At 60.1% G+C, this 15,787-nt stretch carries 14 protein-coding genes; 6 read left to right on the forward strand and 8 right to left on the reverse strand.

Going from position 1 to position 15,787, the window contains the following annotated elements; genetic code table 11:
• Positions 1–36: 36 nt before the first annotated feature.
• The 4 genes from AC1RDQ_RS04070 to AC1RDQ_RS04085 form a co-directional block, all read right to left on the reverse strand.
• On the reverse strand, positions 37–1,413 hold the full coding sequence (locus tag AC1RDQ_RS04070; RefSeq protein ID WP_492586429.1) for a M16 family metallopeptidase: 1,377 nt from the start codon (positions 1,411–1,413) through the stop codon (positions 37–39).
• 56 nt (positions 1,414–1,469) lie between these two features.
• The gene (locus tag AC1RDQ_RS04075; protein ID WP_150812656.1) at positions 1,470–3,128 is read right to left on the reverse strand and encodes a Na/Pi cotransporter family protein; all 1,659 of its coding nucleotides are present in this window, start codon (positions 3,126–3,128) and stop codon (positions 1,470–1,472) included.
• A gap of 293 nt (positions 3,129–3,421) precedes the next feature.
• Positions 3,422–4,189, reverse strand: a complete 768-nt coding sequence (locus AC1RDQ_RS04080) for a TerC family protein (RefSeq protein ID WP_090452298.1) — start codon at positions 4,187–4,189, stop codon at positions 3,422–3,424.
• Positions 4,190–4,274: 85 nt separating this feature from the next.
• Positions 4,275–5,582: a CitMHS family transporter gene (locus AC1RDQ_RS04085; RefSeq protein ID WP_008045759.1), complete on the reverse strand. Its 1,308-nt coding sequence runs from the start codon at positions 5,580–5,582 to the stop codon at positions 4,275–4,277.
• Between the two features lie 320 nt (positions 5,583–5,902).
• Here AC1RDQ_RS04085 and AC1RDQ_RS04090 point away from each other — a divergent pair, with 320 nt between their 5' ends.
• Positions 5,903–6,304, forward strand: coding sequence for a GFA family protein (locus AC1RDQ_RS04090; RefSeq protein ID WP_349735879.1), 402 nt, complete (start codon positions 5,903–5,905; stop codon positions 6,302–6,304).
• Here the strand turns inward: AC1RDQ_RS04090 and AC1RDQ_RS04095 are convergent, their stop codons facing one another.
• Positions 6,305–6,631, reverse strand: coding sequence for a DOPA 4,5-dioxygenase family protein (locus tag AC1RDQ_RS04095; RefSeq protein ID WP_057712632.1), 327 nt, complete (start codon positions 6,629–6,631; stop codon positions 6,305–6,307).
• 86 nt (positions 6,632–6,717) lie between these two features.
• On the opposite strand from AC1RDQ_RS04095, the gene AC1RDQ_RS04100 reads away from it, so the two are divergent.
• The gene (locus AC1RDQ_RS04100) at positions 6,718–7,380 is read left to right on the forward strand and encodes an NAD(P)-dependent oxidoreductase (protein ID WP_057712633.1); all 663 of its coding nucleotides are present in this window, start codon (positions 6,718–6,720) and stop codon (positions 7,378–7,380) included.
• Here AC1RDQ_RS04100 and AC1RDQ_RS04105 read toward each other — a convergent pair.
• Positions 7,377–8,327, reverse strand: coding sequence for a choline sulfate utilization transcriptional regulator (locus AC1RDQ_RS04105; protein WP_057712634.1), 951 nt, complete (start codon positions 8,325–8,327; stop codon positions 7,377–7,379). The genes AC1RDQ_RS04100 and AC1RDQ_RS04105 overlap by 4 nt on opposite strands.
• 114 nt (positions 8,328–8,441) lie before the next feature.
• Here AC1RDQ_RS04105 and betC point away from each other — a divergent pair, with 114 nt between their 5' ends.
• The 3 genes from betC (at position 8,442) to AC1RDQ_RS04120 (ending at position 12,697) form a co-directional block, all read left to right on the forward strand.
• Positions 8,442–9,956, forward strand: coding sequence for a choline-sulfatase (gene betC / locus AC1RDQ_RS04110; protein WP_057712635.1), 1,515 nt, complete (start codon positions 8,442–8,444; stop codon positions 9,954–9,956).
• A gap of 16 nt (positions 9,957–9,972) precedes the next feature.
• The gene (gene choX, locus AC1RDQ_RS04115) at positions 9,973–10,893 is read left to right on the forward strand and encodes a choline ABC transporter substrate-binding protein (protein ID WP_154860837.1); all 921 of its coding nucleotides are present in this window, start codon (positions 9,973–9,975) and stop codon (positions 10,891–10,893) included.
• 235 nt (positions 10,894–11,128) lie between these two features.
• Positions 11,129–12,697 (forward strand): SulP family inorganic anion transporter, encoded by a 1,569-nt coding sequence (locus AC1RDQ_RS04120; RefSeq protein ID WP_090452290.1) that lies wholly within the window; start codon positions 11,129–11,131, stop codon positions 12,695–12,697.
• A 117-nt stretch (positions 12,698–12,814) separates the two neighbouring features.
• Here the strand turns inward: AC1RDQ_RS04120 and aroE are convergent, their stop codons facing one another.
• Together aroE and hemF are read right to left on the reverse strand one after the other, a co-directional pair.
• On the reverse strand, positions 12,815–13,636 hold the full coding sequence (aroE, locus tag AC1RDQ_RS04125) for a shikimate dehydrogenase (protein ID WP_090452288.1): 822 nt from the start codon (positions 13,634–13,636) through the stop codon (positions 12,815–12,817).
• Between the two features lie 13 nt (positions 13,637–13,649).
• Positions 13,650–14,564 carry an oxygen-dependent coproporphyrinogen oxidase gene (gene hemF / locus AC1RDQ_RS04130; protein ID WP_057716534.1) on the reverse strand — a complete coding sequence of 305 codons (915 nt, stop codon included), beginning with the start codon at positions 14,562–14,564 and terminating at the stop codon, positions 13,650–13,652.
• Positions 14,565–14,727: 163 nt separating this feature from the next.
• On the opposite strand from hemF, the gene AC1RDQ_RS04135 reads away from it, so the two are divergent.
• The gene (locus tag AC1RDQ_RS04135; protein WP_102669495.1) at positions 14,728–15,705 is read left to right on the forward strand and encodes an NADPH:quinone reductase; all 978 of its coding nucleotides are present in this window, start codon (positions 14,728–14,730) and stop codon (positions 15,703–15,705) included.
• The last annotated feature ends 82 nt before the right edge of the window (positions 15,706–15,787 follow it).

Here is a 15,787-nt window from a genome sequence, read left to right on the forward strand (position 1 = left end):
CGGCAAGGCCTCTCAGTCCGTTGTCACATGGAATGGTTACTTCCTGCGGTGCAAACGCCAGCCCACCAACATCAACACGATCAAGCCCACCCCACCGACCACCAGCCACATCAACTGGTCATAACTGAACAAAGGCTTCTCGATCCGCAAATACCCCGGTTGCAGGAGCAATTCACGCACGGCCTTGTTCGCTTCTTCCAGGGTCACCCCTTGCAGCTCCCGGGCCGGGTTGGTGAAGTGACCGTCCTCGTAGTTACCGATGGCGCTCCAGTAGTAGTCGGCCAACGCGCTGTTGCCTTGTACGGCCCAGGCCTGGCGGGCAATCGCGGCCTGCTTGAGGCGGTTGAAGGTGTCGGCATTGAGGCCGTCCTTGAGCAGGCCGGCCTTCAGTTCCTCGAGTACTTGTTCGGCATCGGCCACGGCGTCGCGCTCAAGGTCGGCGTTGAGGCTCATGAAACCTACGCCGCCGAACACCTCGCGCTCCGCCCACGGGCCGTAGGACAAACCGTGAGCCAGGCGTAACTGGCGATAAAGCGCCCAATCCAGATAGTCCTTGAGCAAATCGAAGGTTTCATCGTGCCCATCCTCCAGTACCGGCTCCGGCACCAGCCAATGCAACTTGGCGCCGTTGCCGACCAGACTGTGGGTCAAGGTGCGCTCATGGGTGGCGCTGGCCTGGATTTGCGGCAGCGGCGGATGCTCGCCAGGGGTGATCGCGTCCAGCGCGCCATACTCCCGTTCCAGATAGGCTGGCAGCAACTTGTCGAGGTCGCCGACCACGATCAGGGTCATGTTGTTCGGCGCATACCAGTCCTTGCGCACCTGCTCCAGTTGTTCACGGGTCAGGTCATCGACTTGCGCACGCTCCGGGCATTTGAGGCCCAATTCCACGGCCAGTTGGTTGCTGGCCGTGTGGCCGAGGTCCTGACGATCGAGCCAGCGTTGCAGGTGCGAGTAATGGCCGCCGTCTTCACGCTCGACCACTTGCTTGGCCGCGTTGATGGCACTGTCGTCGAAGCGGGTCTGGGTCAGCAGCGCCAGCAACAGGTCGAGCACCTTGCGCTGGTTTTTCGCCGGGGCTTCGATGACGAAAGTCGTATCGGCATTACTGGTGAACGCGTTCCACTCGCCGCCCAGAGCCTGCATGCTTTCTTCCAGGCCGCCTTCGCCGCTGGCGTCGATACCGCTGAACAACAAGTGTTCCAGCAGATGCGGCAACTCCTTTTCTTCGCACTTGAAATCGTCCAGGCCAACGCCGACCACCAGCCGGATTGCCACATGCCCGTGGTCAGTGCCGGGCTTGAGCAGCAACTGCAAACCGTTGCGCAGGGTGTAGCCCTCGACCTGGAAGCGATCCAGGGCGAATGACGGGAGTGAACCTAGCAACAGGCAGGCGAACAACAGACAACGCATAACGAGCTTCCGTACGGCTAGCGTAAGTTCAACAGACTTCAGGCAACTGTGGACGTTCAGGGTGAATGAGTGATGTCGCTCAAATCGTCGACCACCAGCGCACCTGTGTCCGATGTTTCCAGCACAACGTAGGCACTGCTGCAAAACAGCGAATTAAGACGCTTCATGTCGGCGATCAGCTCCAGGTGCAACGAACTGGTTTCGATACTTTGCACGATTTTACGTTGCAAGCGGCTGACATGAGCGTGAGCCAGGCGCCGCTCCTGTGCGCGGAAACGACGTTTTTCACGCACCAGCTGGCGGGCACTTTCCGGGTCGCCACTGAGAAACACCGACATCCCGAGCCGCAGGTTGGAAATCAACTGAGTTTGCAGCCCGGTCAATTCGTCCAGCCCCACTTCGGAAAACGACCGGCGCTGCGAGGTTTTCTGCTGCTGGACCTTGCGCAGCATGCGTTCGATCAAGTCGCTGGCCAGTTTCAGGTTGATCGCCAGTTCGATGATTTCCGCCCAGCGCCGGCTGTCCTGATCGCTGAGATCTTCCCGGGGCATTTGCGCCAGATACAACTTGATCGCGCTGTAGAGCGCTTCGACATCGTCGGTCAGACGCCGCATTTCCTGGGTGACGGCGGTTTGCTTTCCGCGCAACACGTCGAGCATGGCTTCGAGCATGTTGTCGATCAGGTCGCCCATGCGCAGGGTTTCCCGGGCCGCGTTGGCCAGCGCCAAACCGGGGGTGACCAACGCCGTGGGGTCAAGGTGTCGGGGCTTGGCCGTACCGTTGACTAGCGGGCGCTCCGGCAGCACCCAGGCACAAAACCTGGCCATCGGCCCAACACTGGGCAGCAAGATCAGGCAACGCGCGATGTTGTAGAGCAGGTGAAAGCCAATGACCATTTCCTGAGGGCTGAAATCCAGGCCATCGAGCCAGTGCACCAGCGGATCGAGCACTGGAATGATCAGTAAAAGACCAATCAGTTTGTACAGCAGGCTGCCCAGCGCCACTTGGCGCCCGGCGGCGTTCTGCATGCTGGTGCTGAGGAACGCGAGTATGCCGCTGCCGATATTGGCGCCGATCACGAGCCCGATGGCCACCGGCAGGCTGATCACGTTGGCGCCCGCCAGGGTCGCGGTGAGCAATACAGCGGCCAGGCTGGAATAGGAAAGCATCGCGAACAGCGCGCCGACCAGGGCGTCGAGCAGGATATCACCGGTGAGCGAGGCGAAAATCACCTTCACCCCTTTGGCATGGGTAATCGGGTGCGCGGCTTCAACAATCAGTTGCAGCGCCAGAATGATCAACCCCAAGCCAATGGCGACACGGCCCATCTGTCCGAGTCGGGTCTGCTTGCGCGACAGAAAGAAAATCACCCCGGCAAAAATCAGCAGGGGCGACAACCACGACAGATCGAACGTCAGCACCCGCGCCATCAGGGCCGTACCGACATCGGCACCGAGCATGGTGACCAACGCTGGCGTAAGCGCCATCAGGCCCTGGCCGACAAAGGAGGTGACCAGCATCGCGGTGGCGTTGCTGCTCTGGACCATCGCCGTCACGGCGATCCCGGAGAGGAAAGCCAGCCAGCGGTTGGACATGTTATGGCTGATGACATGGCGCAAGTTGGTGCCGTAGACCCGCAGGATGCCGGTTCGGACGATGTGCGTGCCCCAGATCAGCAGGGCCACGGCAGAAAGCAAATTGAGCAGGGTGAGCATAATGACCCCCTGTGGTGTAGCGCCCCAAAGGAGCAAGTTGACGGTACCGCGCGACGTTCTACGTTCTGTACTTAAGCTGTAGTTGGCTAACGGTCTGCGCGCCAGCATCGCATAGCCAAAGACGCGATTGAAACAAAACTGTCATGAAAAGAGCGATCTTCCAGCCACACAAAACACTGTGGGAGCGAGCTTGCTCGCGATGAGGCCATCAGATTCAACTTTGACGTTGACTGACAGACCACCATCGCAAGCAAGCTCGCTCCCACAGGTTTTGCGTATTGACCGCTACCGGGTTACTGGCCCGGAATGTCCTTGCGCAGCCTTACCGGATCCTGCTGTTTCTTCTTTTTCGCGATGGCAGTGCGCATCCTGATGTTGATCGCTTCCACCGCCAGCGAGAACGCCATGGCGAAGTAGACGTAGCCTTTTGGCACGTGCACGTCCAGGGATTCGGCAATCAGCACCGTACCGACGATCAGCAGGAACGACAGCGCCAGCATCTTCAGCGATGGGTGCTTGTCGATGAACTCACTGATGGTGCCAGATGCCCACATCATCACCAGTACGGCCACGATGATTGCCGCGACCATGACCGGTACGTGGGACACCATGCCGACCGCAGTGATCACCGAGTCCAGGGAGAATACGATGTCGATGATCGCAATCTGGACGATGGTGTAGAGGAAGTTGCCGCCCTTGCCCGAAGGCTCTTCGTTGGTTTCGTCTTCACCTTCCAGCGCGTGGTACATCTCTTGCGAGCTCTTCCACAGCAGGAACAGACCACCGAAGAACAGGATCAGGTCGCGTCCGGAAATACCCTGGCCGAATACTACGAACAGGTCCGCCGTCAGGCGCATGACCCAGGTGATCGACAGCAGAAGCAGGATTCGCGTGATCATGGCCAGCGCCAGACCGAAAATCCGGGTGCGCGCCTGCATGTGTTTGGGCATGCGGCTGACCAGGATCGAAATCATGATGATGTTATCGATACCCAGGACGATTTCCAGGGCGGTCAGGGTGAAGAAGGCAACCCAGATTTCAGGGTTGGTCAGCCATTCCATGTGTATTCCTTTGAGCGATTGTTAAACCAAAACGGGCCCGGGCTTCAAACAGCGAAGCCTGGACCCGAAGTGGTGAGTCTTGGGCTTATAGAGTGCTGAACACCGGGAAAGTCCCCAACAGCAGTGCAGCAATCAGTATGCAGATACAAACCAGCACTGCCCACTTGAGAGTGAAGCGCTGGTGGTCACCGAAGTCGATGCCGGCCAGGGCCACTAACAGGTAGGTCGATGGAACCAGCGGGCTCAACAGGTGGACGGGCTGACCGACGATCGAGGCACGTGCCATTTCCACCGCGGTTATACCGTAATGGCTGGCGGCTTCGGCAAGTACCGGTAACACGCCGTAATAAAATGCATCGTTCGACATGAAGAAAGTGAACGGCATGCTTACCAACGCCGTGATCACTGCCAGGTACGGGCCGAGGAAGTCCGGAATCACCGCCAACAGGCTCTTCGACATGGCGTCGACCATCCCGGTGCCGGTCAGGATACCGGTGAAGATACCGGCCGCAAAGATCAACCCGACCACCGCCAGTACGCTACCGGCGTGAGCCGCGACGCGATCCTTCTGCTGTTGCAGGCAAGGGTAGTTGACGATCATGGCGATACTGAACGCCACCATGAACAGTACCGGCAACGGCAGCAGGCCGGCGATCAGGGTGCACATCAAGGCCAGGGTCAGGGCGCCGTTGAACCAGATCAGCTTCGGACGACGGGCATCCGGGAACTGCGAAACGCTGATTTCACTGTGGTCGATTTCATCGCCCACCAGGTGCAGTTCACCCAGACGCGCACGTTCACGCTTGCCGTAGAAGTAGGCAATGACCAGGATCGCCACCACACCAGCCAGCATCGCAGGAATCATCGGTACGAAGATGTCGGAAGGATCCACATGCAACGCACTGGCGGCGCGAGCAGTCGGGCCACCCCATGGGGTCATGTTCATCACGCCACCGGCGAGGATGATCAGGCCGGCCATGATTCGCGGGCTCATGCCGATACGGCTGTAGAGCGGCAGCATGGCGGCCACGCAGATCATGTAAGTGGTCGCGCCGTCACCATCGAGGGAGACAACGAGCGCCAGAACGGCGGTGCCGACCGAAACCTTCAGCGGGTCGCCCTTGACCAGTTTGAGGATCTTGCGCACGGCCGGGTCGAACAGGCCGGAGTCGATCATCAGGGCAAAGTACAAGATAGCGAACATCAGCATCACGCCGGTTGGCGCAAGCTTGGTAATGCCTTCGAGCATCATCGGACCGATCTTCGGCGAAAAACCGCCGAACAGGGCAAAGATGATTGGAATGATGATCAGGGCGATCAGCGCGGACAGGCGCTTGGTCATGATCAGGAACATGAACGTGATGACCATGGCGAAGCCAAGGAAAGTCAGCATGGGAATACTCCAGGCGTAGCGCGGCTAGGGAATGGGCGGATCAGGCGGGATCAGCGCAGAACGGGAAGCACGAGACGTACGGGCGGAGTTGCAGCGAAGCGGCGGATGGAAGAGGACATCAGAATCACCATTGTTGTTGTTAAATGGGCTGTGCGAGCGATAAAACGCTGGCATTGGCCAACCGGTCTGTTGCCGGTAGTGGGGGCGATCCTAATCGGGGAAGCTTTCAGCCAGCTTTCGCCAATGAAAGCAAGGACCGGATGTGCAACCGATCGTCGGATTGGGTTTCAAGTCCCTGAACACAGGGCGGGAGGTTGAACATGGGCGAGCTTCACACCGGCGGCTGCCATTGCGGGCAACTGCGCTATCAATTCAGCGGGCCGCTGCACGATATCGCCCACTGTCATTGTTCGATTTGCCGACGGGTCAGCGGCGGCATCGTGACTACCTGGATAACCGTGCCGGCATCCGCCTTTCAATGGCTGGCCGGGACGCCGTCGCGGTACGAATCTTCATCCACCTGTGCGCGATATTTCTGCGGCCACTGTGGGGCGCAACTGGCACTAGCGACGCAACTAAGCCCGGAAAGCATCGACCTGACCATCGCCACCCTCGACCATCCTGAGCAAGCACCAGCCGAGCGGCACATCTGGACCGACAGCCGCTTGCCGTGGCTGCATCTGGACGAACATTTGCCCGGTGAGGCTGAAGAAACACTCTGATCAAAAAACAGACAGGTCCAACGGCCGAATCGCGCCCATCCAGATCGCGTGCTCGGTGTGGTCAAGCAAATCGTCGCCGGTGTCCGGGTGCAGGAACACCACCAGCCCCTTGCGGTTCAGCGCCAGCCACGGCAGCACGTCGCCCAGCACCTGCGGTTCGAACGCCAACTGGCAGCTCCAGTCCGGGTGCGGACCGACCGGGCGCTCGTGCACGCGGCCCATTTTCAATGGAAACAATTGCGCCGCCCGTTCACATAAGGCTCGCGCCTGCGAGATCGTGTTGGCATCGAAATAAACGTGGGCGTGGTAGCCCGTTATCTGCTGCATCTGAATCCCTCTGAAAGTTGTTCGAACCCTCGCCGTTTCCTGCGGGTCAAACGTTATACAGACGCTGGAAAACAGGAAGCCCAGCCATGAAAAATGCCGAAACCCCCGTCGTGAAAGTGGTGCTTTATGGTGCCATGAGTAGCCTGGGCAGTGCGCTGATGGCTGAAATGCTGCGACGCCAGCATGAAGTGATCGCGATTCTCGATGACCTGACGGCGCTGGCACCCCGTCCGGGGCTGCGCACCAAGACTGGCGACCTGTTCGACGCGCAACGGGTCAAGCAGAGTGTGGCCGGCAGTTCAGTGGTTATCTGCTTACTGGACGCACCAGGGTTACCGTTCAATAGCGAACACGTGGAAAAAGCCATCGTGCCCGGCCCGGTCGAGCAGGTGCTGGCAGTGGATGCGCTCATCGATGGCATGCAGGCAGCAAACATCGCCCGATTGTTTCTGGTGGGTGATTTCGACGTGCTGGACGACCCGGAAACCGAGGATAGCTTGCAACGTCACGCCGCCGAGGAAATCCGCGAGGCACTGCAAAGCAGTCCTTTGAAGTGGACGCTGGTTAACGAACCGCGCGGGGTACCAGGGCTGACCATCGAACACTTTGCCAACATCGGTGGCAACCCCGAACCGGGGTTGGTTGAACCGCTCAAACGGCTGGCCCGCACTGCCGTGGGCATTGCCGATGAATTGCACCTGAACCTGCACATCGGCGAGCACGTCAACTTCATCGCAACCGACAGTTAAACCGCAATGGACGGCAGCGTCAGGCCGTTGAGCGATTGCGCACTGCAGGCCTGTTCCGCCATCAACCAATCCACAAACTGCTGGATCAATGCTCCGCGTCTTTTGCGCTGGGGCAGAACCACGTAGTAACCCAGCCTCGACATCACCGTTTCGCCGATCGGTCGACACAACAACCCTTGCGCCAGCAAGTTATCCACAAGGTGGCGCCAGCCGATGGCCACGCCCTGGCCGCCAATCGCCGCCTGAATCAGCAAGGTGTAATTATCGAAGCGCAACTGCCCGGGCGCCGGGGGCGAGGTAATGCCCAGCTCGCGGAACACACCACTCCAGTCGAACCAGTTACTGCTGTGTTCCCCACGCAGGTGCAACAAAGGAAACTCCAGCAATGCCTGGGCTGGCAAGGGCAGTGGACGCTCGCTCAACAACTGCGGGCTGCACACCGGAAACACTTCCTCGCTGAACAGCCAATGGCTTTCACCCTGCTTGAAGCGGCCATCGCCGAACAGCACCGCCACATCGATATCGGTACGTAGCATGTTATGGCTGCGTTCACTGGTGACCAGGCTGACATCCACCTGCGGATTGGCCGCGTGAAAGCGGTGCAGACGCGGCATCAACCAATAGGCGGCGAAGGCAAAATCCGTGGCCACCTGCAGCACTTCATGCTGTTGCTGTGCGCTGATTGCGCTCAATCCTGCGTCGATATTCTGCAAACCGAGCTGAACCTGCTCAAAAAGAATCTGCCCAGCCTCTGTCAGTTCGATTCCGCGATAAATGCGGTCGAATAGCCGTGTTGCCAGTTGTTCTTCCAGGCGCTTGATCTGCTGGCTGATGGCCGGTTGCGTGGTGCCCAGTTCAACCGCCGCCGCTGTGAAGCTGCGCTGACGGGCCGCCGCTTCGAAGGCGCGAAGCAGATCCAGTGACAGGTCACCAAGGGCGTCATACATAAGCTGTGCTTATCCTAGTCATTGCCGCGTATGGGCTTTACCACAAGGTGCGAGGGTTTCATTCTCAAAGCCAGCACTCTCGCATAAACATCCACTATGGAATGCCGCGATCACATGAAGCGCAAGAACATTCTTTTCATCATGGCCGATCAAATGGCCGCGCCAATGTTGCCGTTCTACGGCCCATCGCCCATCAAATTGCCCAATCTCAGTCGCCTCGCCGCACAAGGCGTGGTGTTTGACTCCGCCTATTGCAACAGCCCATTGTGCGCGCCATCGCGTTTCACACTGGTCAGCGGCCAGTTGCCGAGCAAGATCGGCGCCTACGACAACGCCGCCGATTTCCCCGCTGACGTACCGACCTACGCCCACTACTTGCGCCGCCTCGGCTACCGCACCGCCCTGTCGGGCAAGATGCATTTCTGCGGGCCAGACCAGTTGCACGGCTACGAAGAACGCCTGACCAGTGACATTTACCCGGCCGACTACGGCTGGGCGGTAAACTGGGATGAACCGGACGTGCGCCCGACCTGGTATCACAACATGTCATCGGTGCTGCAAGCCGGCCCGTGCGTACGCACCAATCAACTGGATTTCGACGAAGAGGTGGTGTTCAAGGCCCAGCAGTACCTGTTCGACCATATCCGCGAGGATGGCGACCAGCCGTTCTGCCTGACCGTTTCGATGACTCACCCGCACGATCCGTACACCATTCCCAAGGCTTTCTGGGATTTGTACGACGATGCCGATATCCCGCTGCCTACAACCCCGGACCCGCATGACCTCGATCCGCACTCGCAACGTTTGCTCAAGGTCTACGACCTGTGGGACAAGCCACTGCCTGTGGATAAGATCCGCGATGCCCGTCGCGCCTATTTCGGCGCGTGCAGCTATATCGACAGCAACGTCGGCAAACTCCTGCAAACCCTCGAAGATACCGGGCTGATCGATGACACCATCATCGTGTTTTCCGGTGACCACGGCGACATGCTCGGCGAGCGCGGCCTCTGGTACAAAATGCACTGGTATGAGATGGCCGCACGGGTGCCGCTGTTGGTCAGCGCACCGGGGCAGTTTGGCGCCGGCCGGGTCAGCGCCAGTGTTTCCACAGCGGACCTGTTGCCGACATTCGTCGAACTGGCCGGCGGCTCGCTGGAACCGGGCTTGCCGCTGGACGGCCGCTCGCTGGTCCCGCACCTGCAAGGGCAGGGCGGTCACGATGAAGTGTTCGGTGAATACATGGCCGAAGGCACCGTCAGCCCGTTGATGATGATCCGTCGCGGTGCCTACAAATTCATCTATAGCGAAGACGACCCTTGCCTACTCTTCGACGTACAGAATGACCCTCGCGAACTGGAAGAACTCAGTCATTCGCCGCAACATCGCCAGTTGTTCGACGATTTTCTCGCCGAAGCGCGGGCCAAATGGAACATCCCGGCGATTCACCAGCAGGTGCTCGCAAGCCAGCGGCGCCGACGCTTCGTGGCCGAGGCGCTGACCCTCGGCAAGCTGAAGAGCTGGGATCACCAGCCGCTGGTGGACGCCAGTCAGCAGTACATGCGTAACCACATCGACCTCGACGATCTGGAACGTAAAGCACGTTATCCACAACCCTGCCAAAACCAATAATGTTAAGGGGAAGTCCATGCAAAGGTTATCCACAGTACTGACGGTCGGGCTCCTGGCTCTGGGCAGTGCCTCGGCGTTTGCCGATCAGAGTTGCGAGACGGTGAAAATGGCCGACCCGGGCTGGAGCGACATCGCCGCGACCAACGCCATCACCGGGTTTCTGCTGGACGGCATGGGCTACAAGGCCAAGGTCGACACCCTCGCGGTGCCGATCACCTTTGGCGGGTTGAAGGACGGCCAGGTCGATGTGTTCCTGGGTAACTGGATGCCGGCGCAGCAGGGCTTCTACGACAAATTCGTCGCAAGCGGCGATGTCACGCAACTGGCGAAGAATCTCGACGGCACCGAATTCACCCTCGCTGTCCCGGACTACGTGTGGGACGCGGGTGTGCATAACTTTGCCGACCTGAACAAGTACGCCGACAAGTTCGACCACAAGATCTATGGCATCGGCTCCGGTGCACCGGCGAATATCTCGCTGCAAGAGATCATCAAGAAAAACGATTTCGACATGGGCCAGTGGAAACTGGTCGAGTCCAGCGAGCAGGCGATGCTGGCGGAAGTGTCCCGCGCGGTGAAAAAACAGAAATTCGTGACCTTCCTCGGCTGGACCCCGCACCCGATGAACGTGCAGTTGAAAATGCACTATCTGAAGGGTGGCGAGAAATACTTCGGTGACACCGGCAGCGTGCATACCCTGACCCGAAAAGGTTATGCACAGGCCTGCCCGAACGTCGGCAAACTGCTGACCAACCTGAGTTTCACTCAGGAGATGGAAAACAGCATCATGGCCGAGGTGGTGAACAAGAAGGTCAGCAATGCCGACGCGGCCAAGGCGTGGATCAAGGCCAACCCGGCAGTGCTGGATAAATGGCTCGATGGGGTGAAGACAGTGGATGGCAAGGATGCTTTGCCAGCGGTCAAAGCCAAACTCTAAACCAGAGGCGATATGGTCTTTGTGGCGAGGGGGCTTGTCGGACCGCCGCACCGCCCCGTTCGATTGCGAAGCGATCGTAAAACCATTGAATGCGGTCTACCTGATAAACCACATTCAATGGTTTTGGGACGGCTGCGCCATCGAACGGGGCGGTGCGGCGGTCCGACAAGCCCCCTCGCCACAATGATCGCCTTGTCCTGCTACCCTTGCGCAAAATCCCCACCCGAGAGGACCCATGGCCCTTCCCAGCCGCCATTCACTCTTCCCTTTCCTCACCTGGCTACCCCGGCAAACCCGCGCCAGTGTCGGGCGCGACCTGATTGTCGGCCTCAGCGGCGCGATCCTCGCGTTGCCGCAATCCATTGCCTACGCACTGATCGCCGGCCTACCACCGGAATACGGCCTGTACGCAGCAATCATCCCCGTTCTGATCGCCTGCCTCTGGGGTTCGTCGTGGCATTTGATCTGCGGTCCTACGGCCGCCATCTCCATTGTCCTGTATGCCAGCGTCAGTCCTCTGGCCGTTCCAGCGTCGCAGGACTACGTCATGTTGATCCTGTTGCTGACGTTTCTTGCCGGCATCTTTCAGTGGCTGCTGGGTTTGCTGCGGTTCGGCGCGCTGGTGAATTTCGTCTCGCACTCGGTGGTACTCGGCTTCACCCTGGGTGCTGCCGTGGTGATTGCCATCGGTCAATTGCCTAACCTGCTGGGGCTGGACTTGCCCAGCCAGGCCACCGCGCTGGATAGTTTCATCACGTTGTTGCGCCATCTCGGCGAAATGGACAAACCTTCGCTGGCGCTGGGTCTGGCGACCGTGGTGGTCGGCGTGATCCTCAAACTGCTGCTGCCACGCTGGCCGACGCTCTTGATCACCCTGATTCTCGGTGGCTTGCTGGTTTGGCTCTGGCCATCAATGTTCGGCCATGTGCAACTGGTAAGCGCCTTCACCGGCAAACTGCCGCCCTTCAGCCCGTTGCCCCTGGACCTGGATCTGATCCTGCGCCTGCTGCCCAGCGCGGTGGCGGTCGGAATGCTCGGGCTAGTAACCAGCCTGTCGATTGCCCGCTCGATCTCCGCACGTTCGCAGCAATTACTCGACGCGAATCAGGAAGTCCGCGCCCAGGGCCTGTCGAATATCGTCGGTGCGTTTTTTTCCGGATCGCTGTCGGCCGGCTCCTTCACTCGCTCAGGCCTGAGCTACGAAGCGGGGGCCTGTTCGCCGCTGGCCGGGATTTTTTCGGCATTGTGGGTGGCGCTGTTTGCGATCTTCGGCGCTAGCCTGATCGCGCACATCCCGATTCCAGCCATGGCCGGCAGCATTCTGTTGATCGCCTGGGGACTGGTGGACCATCGCGGCATTCGCGCGTTGTTGCGGGTCAGCCGCGCCGAATTTGTGGTCATGGCGCTGACCTGCGTCGCCACGCTGCTGCTGGAGTTGCAGACGGCGATCTACGCTGGCGTGTTGGCCTCGCTTTTTTTCTACCTCAAACGCACATCGCAACCACGGGTGCAGCATGTGCGAGATGGCGAGGAAGACATTCTGCGGGTGGGGGGCTCGATTTTTTTCGGCGCCAGCCATTACCTGCAAGTGCGCCTGCAACGCATGCACGGCGTGCGTGTGGTGATCGAGGCGCAGCAGATCAACTTCATCGACTACTCAGGGGTGGAAATGCTGCATCAGGAAGCGCGGCGCCTGCTTCGCCAGGACCGCAGCCTGACCTTGCGCCGGGCCCGGCCGCAGGTGGTGGAAGAGTTGAGGAAGCTGGAAGGGGCGGAGAAATGCCCGATCCGGTTTGAGGATTGAAACACCGCTCTCTGTAGGAGCGAGCTAGCTCGCGAAGGTCGTGAACGATTACGCGCAAAACCAGATGCCCAACAGCGCCCTCAGGTTTTTCGCGAGCAAGCTCGCTCCTACAGTAGGTTACAAGGCCAACTGTCGACGCAACTCAGCCAGCACCGGCGCCGTATCCGGGCGCACGCCGCGCCACAGGAAGAACGCTTCCGCCGCTTGCTCGGCCAGCATGCCCAAGCCATCCATCGACACCGCCGCCCCGTGTTCGCTGGCCCAGCGGCAGAACGAGGTCGGTTCCTTGCCATACATCATGTCGTAGCACACCGTTTTGCCAGGCTCAATCAAACTGGGGGCAATAGGCGGCACATCACCGGTCAGGCTCGCCGAGGTCGCGTTGATGATCAAGTCCACCGACTCCTGCAACCAGTCGTAGCCGCTGGCCGAGATCGGCCCCAGATCGCAGAACAGTTCCGCCAGCAGCTCGGCCTTGTCCACCGTGCGGTTGGCGATGATCACCGAGGCCGGTTGCTCGGCCAGCAACGGCTCCAAAGCACCGCGCACCGCACCGCCAGCACCGAGCAGCAGGATGCGTTTGCCCTTGAGGCTGAACCCGGCGTTGACCGTCAGGTCCCGCACCAGCCCGGCACCGTCGGTGTTGTCGCCCAGCAGACTGCCATCGGCCAGTTTGCTCAGGGTGTTCACCGCTCCGGCCCGTTGCGCCCGCGCCGTCAGGCTGTTCGCCAGCCGATAGGCTTCTTCCTTGAACGGCACCGTCACGTTGGCGCCGCGTCCTTCTAGGAAAAACCTCCGGGCACAAGTGGAAAAGTCGTCGAGTGGCGCCAGCAGCGTGTTGTAATCCAGTTTCTGCGCGGTCTGCTCGGCGAACAGGCGATGGATCAGCGGCGACTTGCTGTGACCAATCGGGTTACCGAATACGACATAACGGTCCATCAGGATTCCTCGTTCAGGCTTCGGCCAACCAATCGCGGTCTTGCAGGAAGTACTCGGTCAGACGCGCTTCTTCACTGCCAGGCTCGGCTTTCCAGTCGTAGCCCCAGCGCACTTGCGGCGGCAGCGACATCAAGATCGACTCGGTACGCCCACCCGATTGCAGGCCGAACAACGTGCCACGGTCGTAGACCAGGTTGAATTCAACGTAGCGGCCACGGCGGAACTCCTGGAACTCACGCTGCTTGGCGGTGAACGCATCGTTCTTGCGGCGCTGCACGATGGGCAGGTAAGCGTCGATGTACGCATCACCGATGGCGCGCATGAAGGCGAAGCTGGTGTCGAAGTCCCACTCGTTCAGGTCGTCGAAAAACAGGCCGCCGATGCCACGCGGCTCGTGACGATGCTTGATGTGGAAGTAGCTGTCGCACCAGGCCTTGTAACGCGGGTAGACGTCCGGACCGAACGGCGCGCAGGCCTGCTCGGCCACGCGGTGCCAGTGGATGCAGTCTTCTTCGTTGCCGTAATACGGGGTCAGGTCGAAGCCGCCACCGAACCACCAGACCGGCTCTTCACCTTCCTTTTCGGCGATGAAAAAACGCACGTTGGCGTGGGAAGTCGGCACATGCGGATTGTGCGGGTGGATGACCAGCGACACGCCGAGGGCTTCGAAGCCGCGGCCGGCCAGCTCCGGTCGATGGGCGCTGGCAGACGGTGGAAGACCACTGCCGAAGACATGGGAAAAGTTGACGCCACCCTTTTCAATCACCGCGCCGTTTTCTATCACACGGGTGCGACCGCCACCGCCCGCCGGCCTGGTCCAGGCGTCTTCGACGAATTGCGTGCCACCGTCTTCGGCTTCCAGGGCGGCGCAAATACGGTCTTGCAGGTCGAGCAGGTAGGCTTTTACGGCCTCGGTGCGGGTCGTCATGTCATCACCTTGAATCGGGCAAAACAACGCGGCGCTCCATTGGAGCTCAGCCTGCGCAAATGGGCGCGTAGCATACCATCGCAAGTCACCCCGCCGCAGTTGACGAAGATCAAGCTTAGGAGTCCGATAGGGAGCTTGGTAAAACGACCTATGGAGAGTTCTGATGGCAAAGCGTATCCAGTTCCGCGCCCATGGCGGCCCCGAAGTGCTCGAATATGTGGATTACCAACCCGCCGAGCCAGGTCCGAAGGAAGTACGCGTGACCAACAAGGCCATCGGCCTGAACTTCATCGATACCTACTACCGCAGCGGTTTGTATCCACCGCCGTCCCTGCCGTCGGGTGTCGGTTCAGAGGGTGCGGGCGTGGTCGAGGCAGTGGGCAGCGACGTGACCCGCTTCAAGATCGGCGATCGCGTGGCCTATGGCAGCGGGCCGCTGGGCGCCTACAGCGATGTTCACGTCTTACCCGAAGCCAATCTGGTGAAACTGCCGGACGCCATCAGCTTCGAACAGGCCGCTGGCGTCATGCTCAAGGGCCTGACCGTGCAATATCTGCTGCGTCAGACTTATGAACTCAAGGGTGGCGAAACCATCCTGTTCCATGCCGCGGCCGGTGGGGTCGGTTCCCTGGCCTGCCAATGGGCCAAGGCCTTGGGCGTGAAGCTGATCGGCACTGTCAGCTCGGCGGAGAAAGCCGCGCTGGCCAAGGCCAACGGCGCCTGGGCGACCATCGATTACAGCCATGAAAATGTCGCGCAACGTGTGCTGGAATTGACCGACGGCAAAAAAGTCCCGGTGGTGTACGACGGCGTTGGCAAGGACACCTGGCTGACTTCACTCGACAGCGTCGCGCCGCGTGGGCTGGTGGTGAGTTTCGGCAATGCGTCCGGCGCGGTCGACGGCGTGAACCTGGGGATCCTGGCGGGGAAAGGCTCGTTGTACGTGACCCGGCCAACCCTGGGCACTTATGCGAACAACGCCGAAAACCTGCAACGCATGGCCGACGAGTTGTTCGAGATGATCATCGGCGGCAAGCTGACCGTGGACATCAGCCAGCGTTATCCACTGGCTGACGCGGCGAAGGCGCAGACCGAGTTGTCGGCGCGGCGCACGACAGGTTCGGTTGTCCTGTTGCCCTGACGGACGCCATCGCGAGCAAGCTCGCTCCCACAGGGGATTTGTGTTCGACACAGAACCCCTGTGGGAGCGAGCTTGCTCGCGA

Source organism: Pseudomonas sp. GW823-FHT02E01 (assembly GCF_058797535.1).

Coding starts and splice junctions, on each gene's coding strand:
- AC1RDQ_RS04100 (WP_057712633.1), top strand. CDS start 6,718: ATGAAAAATGCCGAAACCCCCGTCGTGAAAGTGGTGCTTTATGGTGCC.
- AC1RDQ_RS04075 (WP_150812656.1), bottom strand. CDS start 3,128: ATGCTCACCCTGCTCAATTTGCTTTCTGCCGTGGCCCTGCTGATCTGG.
- aroE (WP_090452288.1), bottom strand. CDS start 13,636: ATGGACCGTTATGTCGTATTCGGTAACCCGATTGGTCACAGCAAGTCG.
- hemF (WP_057716534.1), bottom strand. CDS start 14,564: ATGACGACCCGCACCGAGGCCGTAAAAGCCTACCTGCTCGACCTGCAA.
- AC1RDQ_RS04070 (WP_492586429.1), bottom strand. CDS start 1,413: ATGCGTTGTCTGTTGTTCGCCTGCCTGTTGCTAGGTTCACTCCCGTCA.
- AC1RDQ_RS04095 (WP_057712632.1), bottom strand. CDS start 6,631: ATGCAGCAGATAACGGGCTACCACGCCCACGTTTATTTCGATGCCAAC.
- betC (WP_057712635.1), top strand. CDS start 8,442: ATGAAGCGCAAGAACATTCTTTTCATCATGGCCGATCAAATGGCCGCG.
- AC1RDQ_RS04120 (WP_090452290.1), top strand. CDS start 11,129: ATGGCCCTTCCCAGCCGCCATTCACTCTTCCCTTTCCTCACCTGGCTA.
- AC1RDQ_RS04080 (WP_090452298.1), bottom strand. CDS start 4,189: ATGGAATGGCTGACCAACCCTGAAATCTGGGTTGCCTTCTTCACCCTG.
- choX (WP_154860837.1), top strand. CDS start 9,973: ATGCAAAGGTTATCCACAGTACTGACGGTCGGGCTCCTGGCTCTGGGC.
- AC1RDQ_RS04085 (WP_008045759.1), bottom strand. CDS start 5,582: ATGCTGACTTTCCTTGGCTTCGCCATGGTCATCACGTTCATGTTCCTG.
- AC1RDQ_RS04090 (WP_349735879.1), top strand. CDS start 5,903: ATGGGCGAGCTTCACACCGGCGGCTGCCATTGCGGGCAACTGCGCTAT.
- AC1RDQ_RS04135 (WP_102669495.1), top strand. CDS start 14,728: ATGGCAAAGCGTATCCAGTTCCGCGCCCATGGCGGCCCCGAAGTGCTC.
- AC1RDQ_RS04105 (WP_057712634.1), bottom strand. CDS start 8,327: ATGTATGACGCCCTTGGTGACCTGTCACTGGATCTGCTTCGCGCCTTC.